Source organism: Lapillicoccus sp., assembly GCF_046595215.1.
Classification (GTDB): Bacteria; Actinomycetota; Actinomycetes; order Actinomycetales; family Dermatophilaceae; genus Lapillicoccus.
On the sequence record NZ_JBKJPP010000151.1, the window covers coordinates 1 to 21,134 of the forward strand.

The 21,134-nt window shown below is 73.5% G+C and carries 19 protein-coding genes, 1 pseudogene and 1 riboswitch; of the genes and pseudogenes, 14 read left to right on the forward strand and 6 right to left on the reverse strand.

The window, feature by feature from the left end; all coding sequences use genetic code 11:
- The 3 genes and pseudogenes from ACLL9L_RS13315 to ACLL9L_RS13325 form a co-directional block, all read left to right on the forward strand.
- Positions 1-244, forward strand: a pseudogene (locus tag ACLL9L_RS13315) (hypothetical protein); the annotation flags it as partial.
- A complete protein-coding gene (locus tag ACLL9L_RS13320; protein WP_411285143.1) occupies positions 241-1,890 on the forward strand; it encodes an FAD-binding dehydrogenase in 1,650 nt (549 codons plus the stop codon). The pseudogene ACLL9L_RS13315 and the gene ACLL9L_RS13320, both read left to right, overlap by 4 nt.
- Positions 1,891-1,941: 51 nt before the next feature.
- Complete coding sequence (locus ACLL9L_RS13325; RefSeq protein WP_411285144.1) at positions 1,942-2,625, forward strand: histidine phosphatase family protein; 684 nt, start codon at positions 1,942-1,944, stop codon at positions 2,623-2,625.
- A 43-nt stretch (positions 2,626-2,668) separates the two neighbouring features.
- On the opposite strand, the gene ACLL9L_RS13330 is transcribed toward ACLL9L_RS13325, so the two are convergent.
- The 5 genes from ACLL9L_RS13330 to ACLL9L_RS13350 all read right to left on the reverse strand — a co-directional run bounded on the left by ACLL9L_RS13330 (position 2,669) and on the right by ACLL9L_RS13350 (position 6,873).
- Complete coding sequence (locus ACLL9L_RS13330) at positions 2,669-3,268, reverse strand: bacterial proteasome activator family protein (RefSeq protein ID WP_411285145.1); 600 nt, start codon at positions 3,266-3,268, stop codon at positions 2,669-2,671.
- 258 nt (positions 3,269-3,526) lie between these two features.
- Positions 3,527-4,504 carry an NAD(P)H-quinone oxidoreductase gene (locus tag ACLL9L_RS13335; RefSeq protein WP_411285146.1) on the reverse strand — a complete coding sequence of 326 codons (978 nt, stop codon included), beginning with the start codon at positions 4,502-4,504 and terminating at the stop codon, positions 3,527-3,529.
- A complete protein-coding gene (locus ACLL9L_RS13340) occupies positions 4,501-5,061 on the reverse strand; it encodes a molybdenum cofactor guanylyltransferase (RefSeq protein WP_411285147.1) in 561 nt (186 codons plus the stop codon). The genes ACLL9L_RS13335 and ACLL9L_RS13340 overlap by 4 nt, the downstream gene beginning before the upstream one ends.
- A gap of 131 nt (positions 5,062-5,192) precedes the next feature.
- The gene (locus ACLL9L_RS13345) at positions 5,193-6,023 is read right to left on the reverse strand and encodes a GNAT family N-acetyltransferase (RefSeq protein ID WP_411285148.1); all 831 of its coding nucleotides are present in this window, start codon (positions 6,021-6,023) and stop codon (positions 5,193-5,195) included.
- Between the two features lie 79 nt (positions 6,024-6,102).
- Positions 6,103-6,873 (reverse strand): IclR family transcriptional regulator, encoded by a 771-nt coding sequence (locus tag ACLL9L_RS13350; RefSeq protein ID WP_411285149.1) that lies wholly within the window; start codon positions 6,871-6,873, stop codon positions 6,103-6,105.
- A 47-nt stretch (positions 6,874-6,920) separates the two neighbouring features.
- On the opposite strand from ACLL9L_RS13350, the gene ACLL9L_RS13355 reads away from it, so the two are divergent.
- The 8 genes from ACLL9L_RS13355 to ACLL9L_RS13390 all read left to right on the forward strand — a co-directional run bounded on the left by ACLL9L_RS13355 (position 6,921) and on the right by ACLL9L_RS13390 (position 17,022).
- On the forward strand, positions 6,921-8,195 hold the full coding sequence (locus ACLL9L_RS13355) for an MFS transporter (protein WP_411285150.1): 1,275 nt from the start codon (positions 6,921-6,923) through the stop codon (positions 8,193-8,195).
- Between the two features lie 74 nt (positions 8,196-8,269).
- On the forward strand, positions 8,270-9,847 hold the full coding sequence (gene hutH, locus ACLL9L_RS13360) for a histidine ammonia-lyase (protein WP_411285151.1): 1,578 nt from the start codon (positions 8,270-8,272) through the stop codon (positions 9,845-9,847).
- Between the two features lie 46 nt (positions 9,848-9,893).
- Positions 9,894-11,558: a urocanate hydratase gene (hutU, locus tag ACLL9L_RS13365; protein WP_411285152.1), complete on the forward strand. Its 1,665-nt coding sequence runs from the start codon at positions 9,894-9,896 to the stop codon at positions 11,556-11,558.
- A 167-nt stretch (positions 11,559-11,725) separates the two neighbouring features.
- Positions 11,726-12,931, forward strand: coding sequence for an allantoate amidohydrolase (locus tag ACLL9L_RS13370; RefSeq protein WP_411285161.1), 1,206 nt, complete (start codon positions 11,726-11,728; stop codon positions 12,929-12,931).
- A complete protein-coding gene (locus ACLL9L_RS13375; protein ID WP_411285153.1) occupies positions 12,928-14,256 on the forward strand; it encodes a formimidoylglutamate deiminase in 1,329 nt (442 codons plus the stop codon). Before ACLL9L_RS13370 ends, ACLL9L_RS13375 begins: the two co-directional genes overlap by 4 nt.
- Positions 14,253-15,443 carry an imidazolonepropionase gene (gene hutI, locus ACLL9L_RS13380; protein ID WP_411285154.1) on the forward strand — a complete coding sequence of 397 codons (1,191 nt, stop codon included), beginning with the start codon at positions 14,253-14,255 and terminating at the stop codon, positions 15,441-15,443. The genes ACLL9L_RS13375 and hutI overlap by 4 nt, the downstream gene beginning before the upstream one ends.
- A gap of 1 nt (position 15,444) precedes the next feature.
- Positions 15,445-16,041: a HutD family protein gene (locus ACLL9L_RS13385; protein WP_411285155.1), complete on the forward strand. Its 597-nt coding sequence runs from the start codon at positions 15,445-15,447 to the stop codon at positions 16,039-16,041.
- Positions 16,042-16,053: 12 nt separating this feature from the next.
- Entirely contained in the window at positions 16,054-17,022 is a 969-nt protein-coding gene (locus ACLL9L_RS13390) for a phosphotransferase family protein (RefSeq protein ID WP_411285156.1), read from the forward strand.
- 38 nt (positions 17,023-17,060) lie between these two features.
- Here the strand turns inward: ACLL9L_RS13390 and ACLL9L_RS13395 are convergent, their stop codons facing one another.
- Complete coding sequence (locus ACLL9L_RS13395; RefSeq protein ID WP_411285157.1) at positions 17,061-17,339, reverse strand: DUF4235 domain-containing protein; 279 nt, start codon at positions 17,337-17,339, stop codon at positions 17,061-17,063.
- Between the two features lie 71 nt (positions 17,340-17,410).
- Positions 17,411-17,515, forward strand: a riboswitch (TPP riboswitch).
- Positions 17,516-17,608: 93 nt separating this feature from the next.
- Here ACLL9L_RS13395 and ACLL9L_RS13400 point away from each other — a divergent pair.
- The 3 genes from ACLL9L_RS13400 to ACLL9L_RS13410 form a co-directional block, all read left to right on the forward strand.
- Positions 17,609-18,268, forward strand: coding sequence for an ECF transporter S component (locus tag ACLL9L_RS13400; protein WP_411285158.1), 660 nt, complete (start codon positions 17,609-17,611; stop codon positions 18,266-18,268).
- Positions 18,178-20,658 carry an ATP-binding cassette domain-containing protein gene (locus ACLL9L_RS13405; RefSeq protein WP_411285159.1) on the forward strand — a complete coding sequence of 827 codons (2,481 nt, stop codon included), beginning with the start codon at positions 18,178-18,180 and terminating at the stop codon, positions 20,656-20,658. Before ACLL9L_RS13400 ends, ACLL9L_RS13405 begins: the two co-directional genes overlap by 91 nt.
- A gap of 61 nt (positions 20,659-20,719) precedes the next feature.
- Positions 20,720-21,134: histidine phosphatase family protein (locus ACLL9L_RS13410; protein ID WP_411285160.1), on the forward strand; the 415-nt coding region annotated here is incomplete at its 3' end.

Here is a 21,134-nt window from a genome sequence, read left to right on the forward strand (position 1 = left end):
GGCGAAGTACGACGTGATCCGCGGGCACTGCGAGGCGGTGGGCCGCGACTATGGCGACATCGAGAAGACGGTGATCAGCCGGGTGAACCTCGCCGAGGAGAGCGTTGACGAGGTCGTGGAGCGGTTCGGTCGGCTGGGCGCCATCGGCACCCAGCACGTCATCGTCGGCCTGGCCGGGGTCCACGAGGAGGGCGCCTTCGAGAAGGTGCCCGACCTGGTCGCCCAGGTGAGCGCCCTGGCATGACGGGCGCCGACGCCATCATCGTCGGCGCCGGGCTCGCGGGGCTCGTCGCCGCCACCGAGTTGACCGCTGCCGGCAAGCGGGTGCTCGTCCTCGAGCAGGAGTCGCGCGCCAACCTCGGCGGCCAGGCGTTCTGGTCACTAGGCGGGCTCTTTCTCGTGGACTCCCCCGAGCAGCGCCGGATGGGGATCACGGACTCCGTCGAGCTGGCGTGGCAGGACTGGCTGGGGACGGCCGGGTTCGACCGCCCCGAGGACCACTGGCCGGGACTTTGGGCCCGCGCCTACGTCGAGTTCGCGGCCGGCGAGAAGCGGTCCTGGCTGCACGAGCAGGGCATGCGCTGGTTCCCCGTCGTGGGCTGGGCAGAGCGGGGGGCCGGCGACGCCGCAGGGCCGGGCAACTCCGTCCCACGGTTCCACATCACCTGGGGGACCGGGCCGGGAGTTCTGGAACCGTTCGTGCGCAAGGCGATCGAGGCCGAACGCGCCGGTCTGCTGACCTTTGCCTTCCGTCACCGGGTCGACGAGCTCGTCGTCGCGGACGGCGCCGTGACCGGGGTCCGCGGCACGGTGCTCGCCCCGGCATCCGAGCAGCGTGGCGTCCCGACGAACCGCGACGTGGTCGGCGACATCGACCTGTCGGCGCAGGTGGTCGTCCTCACGACCGGAGGCATCGGGGCCGACCACGACCTCGTCCGCACGCACTGGCCGGCCCGGCTCGGCCTGCCGCCCGGGTCGATGGGCACCGGCGTGCCCGCCCACGTCGACGGCCGGATGCTCGCCATCGCCGAGGGCGCAGGGGCGAGCGTGATCAACCGCGACCGGATGTGGCACTACGTCGAAGGGATCCGCAACTGGGACCCGATCTGGCCCGGGCACGCGATCCGGATCCTGCCCGGCCCGTCCTCGATGTGGTTCGACGGGGCCGGGCGACGGCTGCCCGCACCCCTCTTCCCCGGCTTTGACACCCTGGGGACCCTCGCCCACCTGCGCGCCAGCGGCCACGACCACTCCTGGTTCGTCCTCACCCGCACGATCATCGAGAAGGAGTTCGCCCTCTCCGGCTCGGAGCAGAACCCCGACCTCACCGGCAAGTCCATCCCCCAGGTGCTCGGTCGGGCCCGGCCCGGCCTCGCCGCGCCGCTGCAGGCGTTCCTCGACCACGGCGAGGACTTCGTCACCGCTACGACGATCGTCGAGCTCGTGGCGAAGATGAACGCCCTGACGCCGCAGGCGCCCCTGGACCCCGCGGAGATCGAGCGGCAGGTCGTCGAGCGCGACCGGCAGATGGACAACGACTTCAGCAAGGACGCCCAGGTCACCGCGATCCACGGCGCGCGGAAATACCGCGGTGACAGGCTGATCCGCACCGCCAGGCCCCACAAGCTCCTCGACCCGGCACACGGTCCCCTCATCGCGGTCCGGCTGGGCATCGTCACCCGCAAGACGCTGGGCGGGCTCGAGACCGACCTCGCCGCACGCGTCCTGGGCGGCGGCGGAGAACCGGTCCCCGGCCTGTATGCCGCGGGGGAGGTCGCCGGGTTCGGTGGCGGCGGGGTGCACGGCTACCGCTCGCTCGAGGGCACCTTCCTCGGCGGCTGCCTCTTCTCGGGCCGCACGGCCGGCAGGGCCGCCGCACAGGCGATCTGACGGCATACCGGAGCCGGGACGGTGCCCGCCCGGCTTCGCTAGGGTGACGGGGTGGCTCTCGAGAACAGACCGTCGCGGATCATCCTCGTGCGTCACGGCGAGTCGGAGGGAAATGTCGACGACACGGTCTACGAGACGGTGCCCGATCACGCGCTCTCGTTGACCGACAGGGGGATTCGGCAGGCCGCGGCGACCGGGCAGCGACTCCGGGACCTCCTCGACGGGGAGTCTGTCATGGTGTATGCGTCGCCCTACATCCGGTCGAAACAGACGATCGAGGCCCTGGACCTGGGCGTTGGGCTCGATGACGTCCGGTTCGAGCCGCGGCTGCGCGAGCAGGACTGGGCCAACTTCCAGGACCCGGCGGACGTGGCCGCACAGAAGGCACGGCGCGACGAGTACGGGCACTTCTACTATCGCTTCACCCAGGGGGAGTCCGGCTCGGACGTCTACGACCGGGTGAGCACGTTCCTCGAGTCGATGTTCCGCAACTTCGAGACGCACTCGGCGCCGCGCAACCTCCTCATCGTCACCCACGGCCTGACCATGCGGCTGTTCTGCATGCGCTGGTTCCACTGGAGCGTCGAGTACTTCGAGGCCCTGCGGAACCCCGCGAACGGGGCCGTGGTGGTGCTCGAGCTGCAGGCCGACTTCCGCTACCGCCTGGCCCGGCCGTTCAACCAGTGGGACCGGGACTACGTGCCCTCGGCGCGTGAACGCAGCTCGTGGCGTTGACCGCCTGAGATCGCCTCGGACGTCGCCTCCGCAGGACAGCCGGTCAGAGGTACTGCCCCGTCGACCCGGCCGGCCCGCCGGGACGACCCGGGTCGGGGGCGGGCATTCCGGGGCCGTCCTGCTCGGCCTGCCCGGCGGCCGGGTGTCCGGGCGGCAGGGCCCGGCGCATGCCCTGGAGCTGCTGCTGGGCGGCCATCTGCTGGGCGAAGAGCGCGGTCTGGATGCCGTGGAAGAGACCTTCGAGCCAGCCGACGAGCTGGGCGTGGGCGATCCGCAGCTCGGCGTCCGAGGGCGCGGCCCCACTGAACGGGAGGGCGATCCGGTCCAGCTCCTCGACCAGCTCCGGCGCCAGACCCGCCTTGAGCTCCTGGATCGAGCGCTTGTGGATCTCGGCGAGGCGCGTGCGCCCGGCCTCGTCCAGCGGCGCGTTGCGCACCTCCTCGAGGAGGGTCTTGATCATCGAGCCGATCCGCATGACCTTGGCCGGCTGCTCGACGAGATCGCTCGGGTCCGTCGCCCCGTCGGCCGCGCCCTTCGCGGGCGAGACGCCCATGCCGTCCTGCGTCACGACAACGACCCGCTGCTGGTCGTCCCCGTCGGCGCCTTGCTGTCTGCCCTGCTGCCTGTCCTGCTCCTGCGTCATGCGCCCATCCTGCCCCATCGCCGGAACCGAGTTGCCGGGAACGGCAGGGGCCGACGTCAACGCCGGACCCCTGCCGCCCGGTGGCTACCACAGGGGCAGGGTGGCCCGACGGCGTCGGGACCACACGGGCAGCCATGTCCATCATGGACCTTCGGCGGACCCCACGGCATGGTCGCAACGGGTGGTTGTCCGTGGCGGGTGCCGGACATGGGGCGGGATGTGCCGGCCCGGTCGGACCTCGGGCGCATCCCAGGCGGGTCACAAGGTGAGCAGGATCTTGCCGATGTGGGTGGACGCCTCCAGCTCGCGGTGGGCGTCGGCCGCCCGCTCGAGTGGATAGGTCGAGTGGACGACGGGGCGCACCCGCCCCGCCACGATGAGCGGCCAGACGTGCTCGCGGACCGCCGCGACGATCGCCGCCTTCTCGTCGGCGGGGCGCGCCCGCAGGGTCGTCGCGATCAGGGCGCACCGCTTGGCGAGCATCGTCCCCAGGTCGATCTCGGCGGTGCGCCCGCCCTGCAGGCCGATGACGACGAGCCGGCCGTTGACGGCGAGCAGCTCGACGTTGCGGGCGAGGTACTTCGCCCCGATGTTGTCGAGGATGACGTCGGCGCCGTGGCCGTCGGACGCGCCACGGACCTTCTCGACGAAGTCCTCCTCGCGGTAGTTGACGAGGATCTCGGCCCCCAGCTCACGGCATACCTCGAGCTTTGAGGCTGACCCGGCGGTGACGGCGACGCGGGCTCCGACCTCGCGGGCGAGCTGGATCGCCATGGTGCCGATGCCGGAGGACCCGCCGTGGACGAGGAGGACCTGGCCGGGCTTGAGGTTCGCGGTCATGAAGACGTTGGACCACACCGTCGACGTCACCTCCGGCAGGGCCGCGGCGTGCGCGACGTCGATTCCCTGCGGCACCGGGAAGAGCTGGCCGGCCGGGACCGCCACCTGCTCCGCGTAGCCACCGCCGGTCAGCAGCGCGCAGACCTCGTCGCCCACCTGCCACCCGTCCACGCCGTCGCCGAGCGTCGAGATCCGGCCGCTCACCTCGAGCCCGGGCAGGGGCGAGGAGCCCTTCGGCGGGTCGTAATGCCCCATCCGCTGCATGACGTCCGCCCGGTTGACGCCGGCGGCGACGACGTCCACGACGACCTCACCGGGACCGGCGGTCGGGGCAGCGACGTCGGCGAGGACGAGCGCGTCGGCGTCGCCGGGGACAGGGAGGGTAATGGCCTTCATGGCCCGAGCCTACGGCGGGCGGCCTCGAGGGCCTCGGGGGTGTCGACGTCGAGCGACTCCTCGTCGGGGACCAGCAGGCCCTCGTGCGCGATCGCTTCCAAGAGGAGCCGGGCGCTGCGACCCGACGGGTCGTGCGGCAGCGCCTCGCGCAGGGCGTCCGTCCGGTATGCCGTGAACAGCGGGTTGGCGCGCTGGTCACCGTCGCGGGCGGTCACCGCGCCGGTGGCCGGGTCGGCCTCCAGGGTGTCGACGAGACGTGCTGCCCACGGTCCGGCGAAGGGCATGTCCCCGGCGATGACGACGACGACATCGGCGGTGACGCCACGGATCCCGGCGGCGATGCCGGCGAGCGGGCCACCGCCGGGTGGGTCCTCCCGGGTCCACGTGACCTCACGCGCGAGGGGTCGTGGCGTGCCGACAGCGACGACGGACCAGTCCAGGGGGAGGGCGTCCACAAGGTGTTCGAGGACCGTGGAGTCGCCGAGGACTTGACGGGTCTTGTCAGCACCGAAGCGGACGGACCCGCCACCGCAGAGGACGATCGCCGTGACGGTCATGTGTGGACCATCCTGCCGCAGGCCTGGGGGTTGACGCTGAGTCAAGGGGGTTGACGCCGCCTGCAGGCAGCGTCAACCCCCTTGACTCAGCGTCAACCCCACGTCGCGGGGTCAACCCCACGCCTGCGGGGTCAGTCGGCCTCGGCGATGCAGGCGGTGCCGACCCGGCGAAACCCCACGGCGGCATAGATCCGGGCCACGTCCTCGTCCTGGGCCCCGCAGAACACCGTCGTCACCCCGCTGGCGAGCGCCTCCCGGGCCAGGGCCGCCGCCACGGCCCCGGCGATGCCGCGCCGCCGGAAGGCGGGGAGCACCCCGACCCCGACGATCTCGGTGACCCCGCCGCGGGGGTTGTGGCTGCCCCCTCCGACCGGGCCCGCCTGCGCGTCGACGGCCCCCACGAGCACGGAGCGGCCGGCGGCGATCCCGGCAGCGGTCCGGGCGGCGGCGTCCGGGTCGGCTGCCGCCTCAGCATCCCTTTCCGCGACGGAGGCCACGCCGACACCGGTCCCGGCGTGGCCGAAGCCGACTGCGATCGCGGCGTACACCAGTCCGAGCTCCGCGTCGTCGGCCGCGATGACGTGCACGTCCACGTCAGACGTGCCGAGGTCGCGGCTGCGAGCCGCTGGTTCGCCGACCAGGACGAGCAGCGGGCACTCCTCGACCCGCATCCCGGCCGCCCGGGCGGCCGAGAACAGCGTCGGCGTCGTCTCGTGGACCCACTCGAGCGCGCGCGGGACGCCCAGTTCGCGCTGCCGGTTGAGGACGGCCCGGACGTCGTCGGCCGTGATCTGGTCCGGGCCGCTCCGCCGCGGCGTGCCGTCGAGTCGTGGCCGGGCGTAGTAGGGCCAGCTGTCGAGGGCCACGAAGAGGGTGAGGGGACCGTGTTCCTCGATGTCCGAGGCCCCCCGCGGCACCGTGTCGTAGTAGGCCTCCAGCCGGTTCCGCAGCGCAGCAGTCACCCTCGCATTTTCGCAGCCGGACTCCCCGGGGTCACCCGGTTTACGGAATGGCCGACGGATCCGGACCGCCGGGCTCGTCTCACCCCGGGGCTCGGCCGCGACCGAGCCGGCCAGAGAGGGCGTCGGCGCTCGCCGAGACCGCCGTCGCGAGCCGCAGCCGTTCTGCCGCGACGACCCCGGCCCCCTCGAACGTCAGCGCGAACGCCGCCACCGGGTGACCACGGTGGTCGAGGACCGCCGCGGCCACCGAGGAGAAGTCCGGCGTCACGGTGCCCTCCTCCACGGCATACCCCCGCGCGCGCACCCCGCTGAGGAGCGAGCGCAGCTGGGCCAGGGACGTCGGCCCGCAGCCCTGTCGCTGGACGAAGGCGTCGCGAGAGGGATAGAGCGCGCGCACCTGTGCCGCGGGCAGCCCGGCCAGCATCGCCAGCCCGCTCGCCGTCAGCTGCGCGGGCAGCCGCACGCCGACGTCGCTGACGAGGGACGGGCGTCGCGGCGCGCGCTCCTCGATGAGGTAGAGCACGTCGCTGCCGTGCAGCACGGCAAAGTGCGCGTTGTGCCGGGTCTCGTCGACGAGCCGGGTGAGGATCGGGCGGGCCAGCCGCTGCAGCGGGGCCTGGCGCGAGTAGGCCGACCCCAACTCGAACGCCGCAACGCCGAGGCCGTAGCGCCGCTCCTCCGGCAGGTGGACGACGAACCCGTGCTCCTGCAGGACGGCGAGCAGGTGGTAGGTCGAGGACCGCGCGAGGCCGAGCTGCCGGGCGATCGCCGCCGCGGGCAACGGCTCGGTATGCCGTGACAGCAGTCCCAGGACCTCGAGCGCCCGGGCGGCGGCTGGGGCATTCGTCACACCGCGCAGTCTCGCAGCGACGCCGTCCGGGTGGCACCGTAGGGCGGGTGTCGTCAGAGCGCCAGACCGAGCCGTCCCGGCCGGGGCACCGACCGGGGCACCGGCCGGGCGACCCGGCGTACCGGCGTATCTCTGCGGCCCTGTTCGCCGCGGGCCTCGCGACGTTCGCGCAGCTCTACTCGACCCAGCCCCTCCTGCCGGAGCTCGCCCAGCGCTTCTCCCTGTCCGCCGCCCAGAGCGCGTTGAGCGTCTCGGCCGCGACCCTCGGGCTCGGGCTGGCGCTGCTCGTCGTCGGCCCGGTCACCGAGGTCCTCGGCCGGACGCCGCTGATGCACGCGTCGCTGCTGGCCTCGAGCGTCATCGGCCTGCTCTGCGCCCTCGCGCCGAGCTGGCCCGTGCTGCTCGTCCTGCGCGGGCTGCAGGGCGTCGCCCTCGCCGGGCTGTCGGCGGTGGCGATGGCCTACCTTCGCGAGGAGGTCCACGCCGACGCGCACGGGCGGGCGAGCGGGCTCTACATCGGCGGCACCGCGCTCGGCGGGATGCTCGGCAGGCTCCTCGCCGGCGGCGTCGGCGACGTCGCCGGCTGGCGGTGGGCGCTCGGCGCGATCGGGCTGCTGGGCCTCGGCTGCGCCATCGTGGTCCGCCTCACCCTGCCGCCCTCGCGCAACTTCCGGCGGGCGCCGTCCGGCCTCGCCCATGCACGCGAGTCGACGCGCCAGATCCTTACGGACCCGGCCCTGCTCGCGCTCTATGTCTTCGCCTTCCTCGGGATGGGCGCGTTCGTCGCCACCTACAACGCCCTCGGGTTCCGGCTCGCGTCGCCGCCCTACCTCCTCGGCCTCGGCGTCGCCAGCCTCGTCTACCTCAGCTATGCCCTCGGGTCGGTCTCCTCGACGTATGCCGGACGGCTCGCGGACCGGATCGGCCGTCGGGCGGTCATGCCGATGGCGGTGCTCGTCGGCAGCGCCGGGCTCGTCGTGACCCTCGCCGCGCCGCTGCCCCTCGTCGTCGCCGGGATCGCGCTGATGACGGCGGGGTGGTTCGCGGCCCACGGCGTGGCAAGTGGGTGGGTCTCGGCGCGGGCCCACCTCGGCGGGGGCGGCACCGGGCAGGCGTCGTCGTACTACCTCTTCGCCTACTACCTCGGCTCGTCCGTCTTCGGGGGACTCTCCGGGCTGGCGTGGACCGCCGGCGGCTGGGGTGAGGTCGTCCTCGTCGTCGGGGCGCTCATGGGCGTGTCACTGGTGGCGGCGTTCGCGCTGCGGCGGATCCCCAGCCTGAGCGAGGCGCCGCACGAGGGCCGCGACCCGATCGCGCAGTAGCCACGTCTCGGATGCGAGACACAATCGCCGACGTCGGGCGCGCAGGACCGGCCTGCACCCGCTCCAATGGAGGCATGACGCAGACCCAGCTCCCTCCGGCACCGGCAGGGCACCCCGCCACGGTCACCGTGGGCGTCGGCGCCCTGTCCTTCGACGACGTCGTCGAGGTGACCCGCCACGACGCGAGCGTCGAGCTCGGCGCGGCGGCGCTGGACGGCATCCGCGCCAGCCGGGCCATCATCGAGGGGCTGGCCGACGACGCCCTGCCGCACTACGGGGTCTCCACCGGCTTCGGCGCCCTCGCCACGAAGCACATCCCCGCCGCGATGCGCGCCCAGCTGCAGCGCAGCCTCATCCGCTCGCACGCCGCCGGGTCGGGCGCCGAGGTCGAGCGGGAGGTCGTCCGGGCGCTCATGCTCCTCCGCCTGTCGACCCTGGCCACGGGCCGCACCGGCGTCCGCGTCGAGACCGCCCAGACCTATGCGGCGATGCTCAACGCCGGCATCACCCCGGTCGTCCACGAGTTCGGCTCGCTCGGGTGCTCCGGTGACCTCGCCCCGCTGGCCCACTGCGCGCTCGCGGCGATGGGCGAGGGCCCGGTGCGCACCCGTGACGGCGAGCTGACCGAGGCGGCAACCGCCCTGCGCGACCACGCGATCGCCCCCGTCGAGCTGCGGGAGAAGGAGGGCCTGGCCCTCATCAACGGCACCGACGGCATGCTCGGCATGCTCGTGCTCGCGATCACGGACCTGCGGATGCTGCTGACGACCGCCGACATCACCGCGGCGATGAGCGTCGAGGGGCTGCTCGGCACCGACACCGTCTTCGCCGCCGACCTGCAGGCGCTGCGTCCGCACCCGGGCCAGGCCGCCTCGGCCGGCAATCTGCGGGCCCTCCTGCGCGACAGTGGGATCCGCGCCTCGCACGACACCGACGACTGCCCCCGGGTCCAGGACGCCTACTCGCTGCGCTGCTCCCCGCAGGTCGCCGGCGGCGTCCGCGACACGGTCGACCACGCGGCCCGCGTCGCCGGGTGGGAGCTCGCCGCCGCCGTCGACAACCCCGTCGTCACCCTCGACGGCCGGGTCGAGTCGAACGGCAACTTCCACGGCGCCCCGGTCGCCTACGTCCTCGACTTCCTTGCCATCGTCGCCGCCGACCTCGCGAGCATCTCCGAGCGGCGCACCGACCGCTTCCTCGACCAGGGTCGCAGCCACGGCCTGGCGCCGTTCCTCGCCGACGACCCCGGGGTCGACTCGGGCCACATGATCGCGCAGTACACCCAGGCGGCGATCGTCTCCGAGCTCAAGCGCCTCGCCAACCCGGCCAGCGTCGACTCGATCCCCAGCAGCGCCATGCAGGAGGACCACGTCTCAATGGGCTGGTCCGCGGCCCGCAAGCTGCGCCGCAGCGTCGACGGCCTGACCCGGGTCCTCGCCGTCGAGCTCCTCACGGCAGCCCGGGGCATCGAGCTGCGCGCGCCGCTGACACCGGCCCCCGCGACGCATGCCGTGATCCGGACCCTGCGCGCGAGCACCCCCGGCCCCGGGCCCGACCGGTTCCTCGCCCCCGAGATCGAGGCTGCCGTCCGGTTCGTCGCCACCGGCTCCGCCCGGTATGCCGCGGAGCAGGTCACCGGCCCCCTCGCCTGAGCGACCCCACACCCAGGAGACCCATCGCACACCCAGGAGACCCACCATGCACGGTGCCCGCCCCGTCCGCGCCGCCCGCGGCACGACCCTCACCGCCCGGTCGTGGACGACCGAGGCCCCCCTGCGGATGCTCCAGAACAACCTCGACCCGGAGGTCGCCGAGCGCCCGGACGACCTCGTCGTCTACGGCGGCACCGGCCGGGCCGCCCGGGACTGGCCCTCCTTCGACGCCATGGTCCGCACCCTCACCACGCTGCGTCCCGACGAGACGATGCTGGTGCAGTCGGGACGCCCCGTCGGCGTCATGCAGACCCACGAGTGGGCGCCGCGCGTCCTGATCGCCAACTCCAACCTCGTCCCCGACTGGGCCAACTGGCCCGAGTTCCGCCGGCTCGAACACCTGGGACTGACGATGTACGGGCAGATGACGGCCGGCTCGTGGATATACATCGGCACCCAGGGCATCGTCCAGGGCACCTACGAGACCTTCGCGGCCATCGCCGAGAAGCGCTTCAACGGGACGCTCGCGGGCACCCTGACCCTTACCGGTGGCTGCGGCGGAATGGGCGGCGCCCAGCCGCTCGCCGTCACCCTCAACGACGGGGTCTGCCTCGTCGTCGACGTCGACCGCGCCCGCCTCGAGCGCCGGGTGGAGCACCGCTACCTCGACACCGTGGCATACGACCTCGACGACGCGGTCACGAGCGCCCTCGCGGCGAGGGCGAGCCGCACGGCATACAGCATCGGGGTGGTCGGCAACTGCGCCGAGGTCTTCCCCGAGCTGCTGCGCCGCGGCGTCGAGATCGACATCGTCACGGACCAGACGTCCGCGCACGACCCGCTGTCCTACCTGCCCGTCGGCATCGGCCTCGAGGACTGGCACGACTACGCCGACAAGAAGCCGGAGGAGTTCACCGACCGGGCGCGCGAGTCGATGGCGCGGCACGTCGAGGCGATGGTCGGCTTCATGGACCGGGGCGCCGAGGTCTTCGACTACGGCAACTCGATCCGTGACGAGGCCCGGCAGGGGGGCTACGAGCGGGCCTTCGACTTCCCCGGGTTCGTGCCGGCCTACATCCGGCCGCTGTTCTGCGAGGGCAAGGGCCCGTTCCGCTGGGTGGCGCTCTCCGGTGACCCCAAGGACATCCATGCCACCGACGCGGCCGTCATGGATCTCTTCCCCGACAACGACCGCCTGCAGAAGTGGATGCGCGGCGCACGGGACAAGATCGCCTTCCAGGGCCTGCCGGCCCGGATCTGCTGGCTCGGGCACGGCGAGCGCGACGTGGCGGGGCTGAAGTTCAACGACATGGTGGCGCGCGGCGAGGTCGCGGCGCCCATCGTCATCGGCCGCGACCACCTCGACTGCGGATCGGTCGCCAGCCCCTACCGCGAGACCGAGTCGATGCTCGATGGCTCCGACGCCATCGCCGACTGGCCCCTGCTCAACGCGCTCGTCAACACCAGCTCGGGCGCGAGCTGGGTCAGCATCCACCACGGCGGGGGCGTCGGCATCGGCCGCTCGATCCACGCCGGCCAGGTCTCCCTCGCCGACGGCACACCGCTGGCCGCCGAGAAGCTCGCCCGGGTGCTCACCAACGACCCGGGTATGGGCGTCATCCGGCACGTCGACGCCGGCTATGACCGCGCCGACGAGGTCGCCCGCGAGCGTGGCGTGCGCATCCCGATGCGGGAAGGAGCGAGACCCTGAGCGCCGGCCCCGAGCGAGATGGTCCGCCCGGCTGGACGCCGCGGGCCCCGGCCGAGAGCCTTAAGGTTGGTTCAATGACCGTGCGACCTCCTGAGTCCCCCCGTGCGTCCGGCACGTCGGTCGCCAGGGCCACCGAGCTGCCGGACGCTGGGCGCTCTTTCGACGCGATGTGGGCGGCGCTCGAGCAGGTCGGCCGCGACGCCCGCACGGGTGGCTACCGCCGCTTCGCGTGGACCCACGAGGACGCCCACCTGCGGGAGTGGTTCGCCGGGGAGTGCGCCGCCCGAGGCCAAGACGTCGTGGAGGACCGCGCCGGCAACCAGTGGGCCTGGTGGGGAGACCCCGACGTGGTCCGGGCCGACGGCACGAGCGGCGGGGTGGCCGTCGGGTCCCACCTCGACTCGGTGCCCGACGGCGGCGCCTTCGACGGCCCGCTCGGGGTCGTCTCCGCGCTGGCGGCCATCGACGGCCTCCGCGCGGCCGGGCTCACTCCCGCCGTCCCGGTCGCTGTCGTCAGCTTCGTCGACGAGGAGGGCGCCCGCTTCGGGATCGCCTGCGCCGGCTCGCGGGTCCTCACCGGGGCGCTGCCGGCAGAGCGTGCCCTGGGCCTGCGCGACGGCGACGGCCTGACGATGGCCGAGGCGCTGCAGGTGCTCGGCCGCGACCCAACGGCACTGGGCCGCGACGACGAGACGCTCCGCCGGGTCACCACCTTCGTCGAGCTCCACGTCGAGCAGGGCCGCGCACTCGCCCACCTCGACCCCGCCACCTCAGCCGTCGCCGTCGGCTCCGACATCTGGCCCCACGGGCGCTGGCGCATCGACGTGCCCGGCACCGCGAACCACGCGGGCACGACCCGCCTCGAGGACCGCCGCGACGCCATGCTCGGGTATGCCGAGGCCGTCCTCGCCGCACGCGAGGTCGCCACCGCGCGGGGCTGCGTCGCGACGATGGGCAAGATCCGCGTGGAGCCGAACGGGGTGAATGCCATCGCGAGCCACGTCACCGGCTGGCTCGACGCCCGGGGAGCCGACGAGGGTGCGGTCCGGGCGGCGGTCGTCGACCTCGCCGCGTTCGCGCAGGCCCGCGGCGCGACGCTGACCGAAGAGTCCTGGACCGGGGCGACCCGGTTCGCGCCCGACCTCGTGCGACGGCTCGCCGACACCCTCGGCCCGTCGACACCGGTCCTCGGCACCGGCGCGGGCCACGACGCCGGCATCCTCTCGGCGCACGGCATCCCGTCGGCCATGCTCTTCGTCCGCAACCCCACCGGGGTGTCCCACTCACCGCAGGAGCACGCCGAGCGGGCCGACTGCCATGCCGGCGTCGCGGCCCTGACCCGGGTCCTGGCCGACCTGACGGAGGCCTCATGACGACCTACTGGGCCGAGCACGCCTGGCTGCCTACGGGACTCGCCACCTCGGTGCGGCTGACCATCGAGGGCGACCGTTTCGCCAAGGTCGAGGCCAAGGCCCACGCCGGGCCCGGCGATGTGCGACTCCCCGGGGTCGTCCTGCCCGGCCTGGCCAACACCCACAGCCACGCCTTCCATCGCGCGCTGCGCGGGCGCACCCACGGCGGCTCGGGCAACTTCTGGACCTGGCGCGAGCAGATGTATGCCGTGACGAAGCGGCTGACGCCGGAGACCTACCTCGCGCTCGCGCGGGCGACCTACGCCGAGATGGCCCTCGCCGGGATCACGGTGGTGGGGGAGTTCCACTACGTGCACCGCGGCCCCGGTGGCACGGCATACGCCGAACCCAACGCGATGGGCGAGGCGTTGGCCCAGGCTGCGGCCGACGCGGGGATCCGGATCACCCTGCTCGACACGTGCTACCTCGCCGGTGGGCTGACCGGGGACGGCCACCTCGCCCCGGACGCCGTCCAGCAGCGCTTCTCCGACGGCTCGATCGACAGCTGGCACGAGCGGATGTCGTCCCGTCGCGCCGCCGCCCACGTGCGGCTCGGTGCCGCGATCCACTCGGTGCGGGCCGTGCCGCGCGACGACCTCAAGACGGCCGCCGGGCTCATCGAGGACCAGCCGCTGCACATCCACCTCTCCGAGCAGCCGGCCGAGAACATGGCCTGCGAGGTCTTCTACGGCTGCACGCCGACCCAGCTGCTCGACGACGCGGGGGTCCTGCGGCCGGACCTCACAGCCGTGCACGCGACCCACCTCAGCGACGGCGACATCGACCTGCTCGGGCGCGCGTCGAGCCAGGCCGCGTTCTGTCCCACGACCGAGCGTGACCTCGGTGACGGGATCGGTCCTGCACGAGAGCTCGCGGACGCCGGGGTGAGCCTGACCCTCGGCTCCGACCAGCACGCGGTGATCGACCCCTTCGAGGAGATGCGCGGCCTGGAGATGCACGAGCGGCTCCGGGCCCTCGAACGGGGCCGGTTCACCCCGCACGAGCTGCTGCGCGTGGCGAGCGCCAACGGCTACCGCAGCCTCGGCTGGTTCGGGGGCGGGGTCCTCGCGGCCGGCGCCCTCGCCGACTTCGTCGTCGTCCGCGACGACACCGTGCGCACCGTCGGCAGCAGGGCGAGCCAGATCATCTACTCCGCCACCGCGGCCGACGTCGACACCGTGATGGTCGGTGGGCGTCTCGTCGTCGAGCGTCGCGAGCACCTGCGGCTCGGCCCGATCGCCCCGCTCTTCCGCGACGCCTTCGACGTCCTGCGGGACGACGGGTGACCGTGCTCGTCACCGGGATCGGTGAGCTCGCGACCCTCGACGACACCACCGATGGTGCCGACCACACGGAGGGGCTCGGACTGCTCCACGACGCTGCCGTCGTCGTCGACGAGCACGACGAGGTCCTCTGGGTCGGACCCGCGGCCGAGGCACCCGCTGCCGACAGCCGCACCGACCTCGGGGGCCGGGCCGTCGTCCCCGCCTTCGTGGACTCGCACACGCACCTCGTCTTCGCCGGCGACCGCGGGCCGGAGTTCGCCGCCCGGATGACCGGCACGGCATACGACGGGGATGGGATCGCGACGACGGTGGCCGCGACGCGCGGGGCCACCGACGACCAGCTGCGCGCCCTCATCCGCGGCCGTGTCGCGGAAATGCGGGCGCAGGGGACCAACGTGGTCGAGATCAAGTCGGGCTACGGGCTCACCCTCGAGGGCGAGACGCGGGCGATGCGGCTGGCCCGGGAGGTCACCGACGAGGTCACCTTCCTCGGGGGCCACGTGGTGCCGCCAGAGTTCCGCTCTCGCAGAGACGAATACGTCGACCTCGTCACCGGCCCGATGCTGGCTGCCGCCGGTGACTTCGCCCGCTGGATCGACGTCTTCTGCGAGCCGCACAGCCCGCACGCGTTCACCGCGGAGGAGGCCCGGACCATCCTGACGGCAGGCGCCGCAGCCGGGCTCGGGCTCCGGGTCCACGGCAACCAGCTCGGCCACGGCCCCGGCGTCCAGCTGGCCGTCGAGCTCGGCGCCGCGAGCGTCGACCACTGCACCCACCTCTCGTCCGCCGACGTCGACGCCCTGGCCGGCACGGCGGGCGCCACGGTCGCGACACTGCTGCCCGGCGTCGAGTTCTCGACCCGCTCGCGCTATCCCGACGCCCGCGCCCTGCTCCGCGCCGGGGTCTCGATCGCGTTGGCCACGGACTGCAACCCGGGCACCTGCTACTCCTCGTCGATGCCGTTCGTCATCGCCGTGGCCGTGCGGGAGATGGGGCTCAGCCCGGCGGAGGCGCTGCGGGCGGCGACGGTCGGGGCCGCGGCCTCGTTGCGCCGGCGAGACATCGGTCGCATCGCCCTGGGGACACGCCCCGGGTTGACCGTCCTCGATGCCCCGTCGCACCTCCACCTGGCATATCGTCCAGGGGTGCCTCTCGCCCGACTTCTCGACCTCACCCCCATGCGCTGACGTGCCGGACGACACGCTCGGCTTGGTCCGCTTCGACGACCGCCCCGCCACCAGGTGGCGCAACGGCCGCGGCTCGACCCGTGAGGTGGCCAAGCGCCTCCTCGGCGTGGTTGGCCCGGACTTCGTCTGGCGGCTCAGCGTCGCCGAGGTGACCGAGGACGCGGAGTTCTCGACCTTCCCGGGCGTCGAGCGCACGGCCACGGTGATCGACGGCGCGGGTCTGGGGCTCACCGTCGACGGCCACGACCACCAGATGAGACCCCACGAGCCGTTCGCGTTCGACGGCGAGGCGCGGACCCTGGCCCGCCCGACGTCCGGACCGGTCCGCATGCTCAATGTCATGACCAAGCGCAACCGGATGAGCGCGCGGGTCCGCATCGAGGACCTGTCGGACGGCAGGCCCATCACCATCGCCGGCGCCACCGTGTTCGTGCAGCTCACCGGCGCGTCGACGGTCTGCTCCGCGGAGGGATCGTGCGCCGACCTCGGGCCGCTCGACGCGCTGACCCCTCGACCGCGGGTCCGGTTGATCGCGGGCACGGGCACGGTGGCCGTGGTGCGGATGCAGAACTTCCGCGCCTACCGCGCCTCGGACTAGCCGGGTGGCAGCGTGGCGTTCTCCGTTCTGGTGAGCGAGCCCGGTTGGCGTGCCGAGGCCGATCGATGGATCTTTGCGAGGCTGCAGGAAGCCGCGCTGAGTCCGGTCGGCCCGCCGGAGCAGCGCCGCATCCGGCCGTGGTCCACCCACTGGGTCGTGCCCACCAGCGGTGGCCGGGTCTGGTTCAAGGCCAACTGCCCGGACCTGTCGTTTGAGCCTGCCCTGCAGCAGCTGCTTGCCGAGCTGGCCCCCGGCCGCGTCGAGACCCCCATCGCCGTCGAGGACTCGCGCGGCTGGATGCTGACCTGGGACCGCGGCGACACCCTGGCCGCGCGTCACGAGCCGACGCTCGCCGAATGGTGCGCGATCGTGCAGGAGGCCGGCGACGTGCAGCGCCGCGCCGCCGGCGCGCGGGAGCAGGTGCTGTCGACCGGCGTGCACGACTGCTCGCCAGGGACCGTGCCCGAGCGTTTCGACGCCCTCCTCGCCCGGTATGCCGCTCTCGACCCGCGGCACCCCTCGCACGTCACGGCAGGCCAGCTCACGCAGTTCCGGGCCGTCCGGCCGTCGGTCGTCGACGCCGCTGCTGCACTGGCGCAGTCCCCGTTGCCCGCGACGGTCAACCACGGGGACCTGCACCCCGGCAACGTGCTCGTCGTGGACGGCTGCCTTCGCCTCTTCGACTTCGGGGACGCCCAGTGGGCCGCCGCACCCGAGGTCCTCGGGGCACTGTGGGCATGGCTCACCCGCCGGACGCACCACCCATGGCGGACGGTCTTTGCGGCCTACGCCGAGGTCTGGAGCGACGTGGTCACCCCTGCAGAGCTCGACCACCTGGTCGCGGCCGCGATGCTCACCCTGCCCGTGAACCGCTCCATGACCTGGTGGTCCGCCACGCGCCAGACCACGACAGCGGAACGGGCCGAATGGGGCGATGCTCCGCTTTCACAGCTGAGCCACCTCCTGCGGCCTTGGCCCTGACCTGGCCTGCGGAACGCCCCAGCCGCACCTGGACCCGGCTAGCTCTTGAGGAACTTCTTGGGCGGGTGCCCGGCCGACTTCGCGTAGTACTGCGCGGCCTTGCGCTCGGCTGCGACCCGCGCTGCCTGGACCACGAAGCCGGTGATCGCCGCGAAGAGCAGCGCTTCCTTCCAGTCGACCTCGTCGAGGTTGTTGGGGTCGTTGGGAGCCGGGTGCCCCGACGCCACCTGCCAGCCCTTGCTCACCAGCTTGTTCGCCACGGTGCCGGCCAGGATTGCCGCGCCGGTGCCGAGCACCTTCCATGCCAACGAGCCCATCTGAGGGTCCTCCAGTCGCTCGGGTCGTGATACCCACCGACTCTTCCACGGCGGTGGGGGTAAAGTCACTTCACGAACGACAGGGGAGCGCCCCACAGCGCTGAGAGTGCGGTCCGCCGCAGACCCTCGAACCTGCTCCGGCTAGCACCGGCGAAGGGAGTCGGGAGATCTCAGGTGTGCTCCCGGCATACCCCCATCGAGGTATGCCGGGAGGGCACCTCCCCGAGGTATCCACCGGAACGCCGGACACCACGGGAAAGAAGCACATCATGAGCACGAGACCCCCTGACCGGCTGCAGCACGCAGCCCGTGCAGGCAGGACCATCCTCGCCACCGCGCCCCTCCGCCGCTGGCGCACCATCGACCTGATCACCTGCGCCTTCCTCGGCGTCGCCTTCGGGGTCGTCTACTGGGCGTGGGGCATCGCCTACGCGGGCCCCAACACCGCCATCTCCACGGGCTTTCCGCCCCTGGGCGCGCTGACCAACTGGCCATGGCTCATGGCGGGCGTCGTCGGCGGGCTGATCATCCGGCGGCCGGGGGCGGCGTTCTTCGCCGAGCTGCTCGCTGCCGTCGTCTCGATGCTGGTCGGCACCCAGTGGGGCGCCGCGACCTTCTGGTCCGGCGCCATCGAGGGCCTCGGGGTCGAGCTGGGGTTCGCGATCCTCGCCTACCGCTCGTTCGGCCCGCTCGCCGCGGCGCTGGCCGGCGCCCTGTCGGGGGCGTTCGAGGCCGTGTTCGAGTGGTACAGCTACTGGACCGACTGGGCCTGGGACTACAAGCTCGCCTACCTCGGGCTGCTCGCGGCGTCGGGGGCCGTCCTTGCCGGGCTGCTGTCGTGGGCGCTGACCCGGGCGCTCGCCGCGGGCGGGGCGCTCCAGGCCTTCCCGCCCGGCCAGGAGCTGCGCGAGGCCAGCAGGGCCGGCTGAACCGGCCCGACGCGGGAGGGCGCGGGGGCGCCGCGATCGAGGTCTCGCACCTCACGTGGCGCCCCTACGGACGTGCCCGCCCGGTCCTCGACGACCTCTCCCTGCAGATCCACGCGGGGCAACGGGTCCTCCTCGTCGGACCGAGCGGGTCGGGCAAGTCCACCCTCCTGAGAGCTCTGGCCGGTCTGCTCCTCACCGCCGACGCCGGCGACCTGTCCGGTTCGGTGGACATCGACGGCTCCGGCCCGCAGGCGGCGCCGGGACGGGTCGGCCTCGTCCTGCAGGACCCGGGCGCGGGCGTCGTCGCGTCCAGCCTGCGCCGCGACGTGGCCTTCGGCCTCGAGAACGTCGGTATGCCGCGGGGCGAGATGCCCACGCACGTCGCGGAGGCGTTGCGGGCCGTGCGGCTGGAGATGGACCCGGAGGCGTCGACGTCGTCGCTCTCCGGTGGCGAGCACCAGAGGCTGGCCATCGCGGGGGCGCTCGCGATGGCGCCGACCGTGCTGCTGCTCGACGAGCCGACGGCAATGCTCGACCGCGACAACGCCGAGGGGGTGCGCCGGGTCGTCGACGACGTCGTGCGCGCCCGCGGGCTGACGCTGGTCGTCGTCGAGCACCGGCTCGAGCCGTGGGTCGATCTCGTCGACCGAGTCGTGGTCCTCGACGCCGCGGGGGCGGTCGTCGCGGACGGACCACCGCGTCAAATCATCGCCGAGCAGGGCGAGCTCCTGCTCGCCCAGGGCATCTGGGTGCCGGGGTTCCCCGACCCGGAGGCCTTGGACCTCACCGGGTTGTTCGACACCGGGTTGTTCGACACCGGGTTGCCCGATGCGGCGTCGGTAGTCCCGCGCCGGGCGGTGGTGGTGTCCGCGCGCGACGTGACGCTGCGGCATACCTCCCGGCCGTTGAACGGCTCCGCCCGGATCACGACCGCTTTCCGGGGCGTCGATCTCGACGTCCGCGCGGGGGAGGCCGTCGCCCTCGTCGGCCCGAGCGGCTCAGGGAAGTCCTCCCTGTTGCGTGTGCTCGGCGGACTGGTGGCGCCCACGTCGGGCGAGGTGGGCGTCCACCCGTCGCTGGGGTCCGGAGAGCCGTCGTCGTCGCCGTCGTCGTGGCCGTCCGTCGAGCTGGCCCGGGCCGTTGCCTGGGTGCCCCAGTCGGCCGCGAGCACGGTGATCGCCCGGACGGTGCTGGACGAGGTCCTGACCACCCCGCGGGCCGTCGGGCTCGCCGACGCGGTGGCCCGCGAGCGGGCTGCCCTGCTGATCGAGCGGCTCGGCCTGGCGGGTCTCGAGCAGGTCGACCCCCGTCAGCTGTCCGGAGGTGAGCAACGTCGGCTGGCGATCGCTGCAGCCGTGGCACACCAGCCGGCGATCGTCCTGGCCGACGAGCCGACCGTCGGCCAGGACCGACTGACCTGGGCGGCCGTGATGGGCGTGCTGCTGGCGGTCAGGGAGGCCGGGTCGGCGCTGGTCGTGACCACCCACGACGACGGGGTGCGGGTCCGGGCCGACACGACCCTCACCCTGGTGCCCCAAACGCGCACGCCTGAGACGTCCGGAGGTCAGTCCTCGCCACCCGAGCGCAGTGCTGCACCCGAGCGCAGCACTCGGCCCCTGGCCGCTCGGGCCGGGCCGCTCGCGCTGGTCCTGGCGAGTCTCCTGGTCCTGCCGTTGCCGGGTCTGCTCGACACCTGGCGCCAGGCGCTCACGGTGCTCGCCGTCGAGGGCGTGCTCGCCGTCATGGCCCTCTGGGCTCCGCGCCGGCCTGACGAGCGCGCGGGCAGGCGACCCGGCGGCCGGCTGCGCGGCGTCCTGGTGCGCGGGGGTCGGCTGCGCGGCGTGCTGGTGCGTATCGCCCCCGCCCTGCTCGGCGTCCTCGGCGTCGGGTGGTCGGCCTGGTTGCTGGGAGGCCACGACCTCGAGATCGCGGCCGGTGCGGCGCTGCGGGTGCTCGCGATCGTCGTGCCCTCGATCGTCCTCATGCCCTTCGTCGACCCCGACGCCCTGGGCGACCACCTCGCCCAACGCCTGCACCTGCCGGCCCGACCCGTCGTCGCGGCGACGGCTGCGCTGCAACGGTTCCAGTCCTTCGGGCGGCTGTGGTCGGAGCTGACCCTCGCACGACGGGTGCGGGGGGTCGGCGCCGGCCGGTCGTGGGCGGGTCGCTTCCGCGAGCTCGCCGCGGTGACCTTCGAGCTGTTCGTCAGTGTCCTCGGGCAGGCGGGGCGGCTCGCGCTCGCCATGGACGCGCGGGGTTTCGCCGCAGCGACCCGCCGCACCTGGGCCGGGCCGGCGCCGTGGGGCGCGGCCGACGGGCTGGTCCTGCTGGGAGGCCTGCTCGTCGTCGCGGCGGCCGTCGCCGCGCGTCTCCTCCTGTCCCCCGGTTGACCGCCCGGACGTGTCACGGACGCACTGCAGCAGGGGAGCGGGCCGCGGTTAGCCTGACCCGGTGCGCCTCCTCCTCATCCGGCACGGCGAGACCTCGTCAAACGTGGCCCGCCTGCTCGACACCGCCGTCCCCGGTGCCGACCTCACCGACACCGGCCGTGCGCAGGCCGAGCAGCTCGTCGACACGCTCGAGCAGCAGCCCCTCGACGCCATCTACGTCTCCGACCTCGTCCGCACCCACCAGACGGCGGCCCCGCTGGCCGCTGACCGGCGGCTGCGGCCCGTCATGCGGGCCGGGCTGCGCGAGATCCAGGCGGGGGACTACGAGATGACGCCGCCCGGGCGGGGATGGGACGCCTACCTCGGGGTCCTCTACCGCTGGGCCGACGGCGACGTCGACGCGCGGATCCCCGGCGGCGAGAGCGGCGTCGAGCTGTTCTCCCGATTCGACGCGGTCGTCGCCGAGGTCGCGGCCG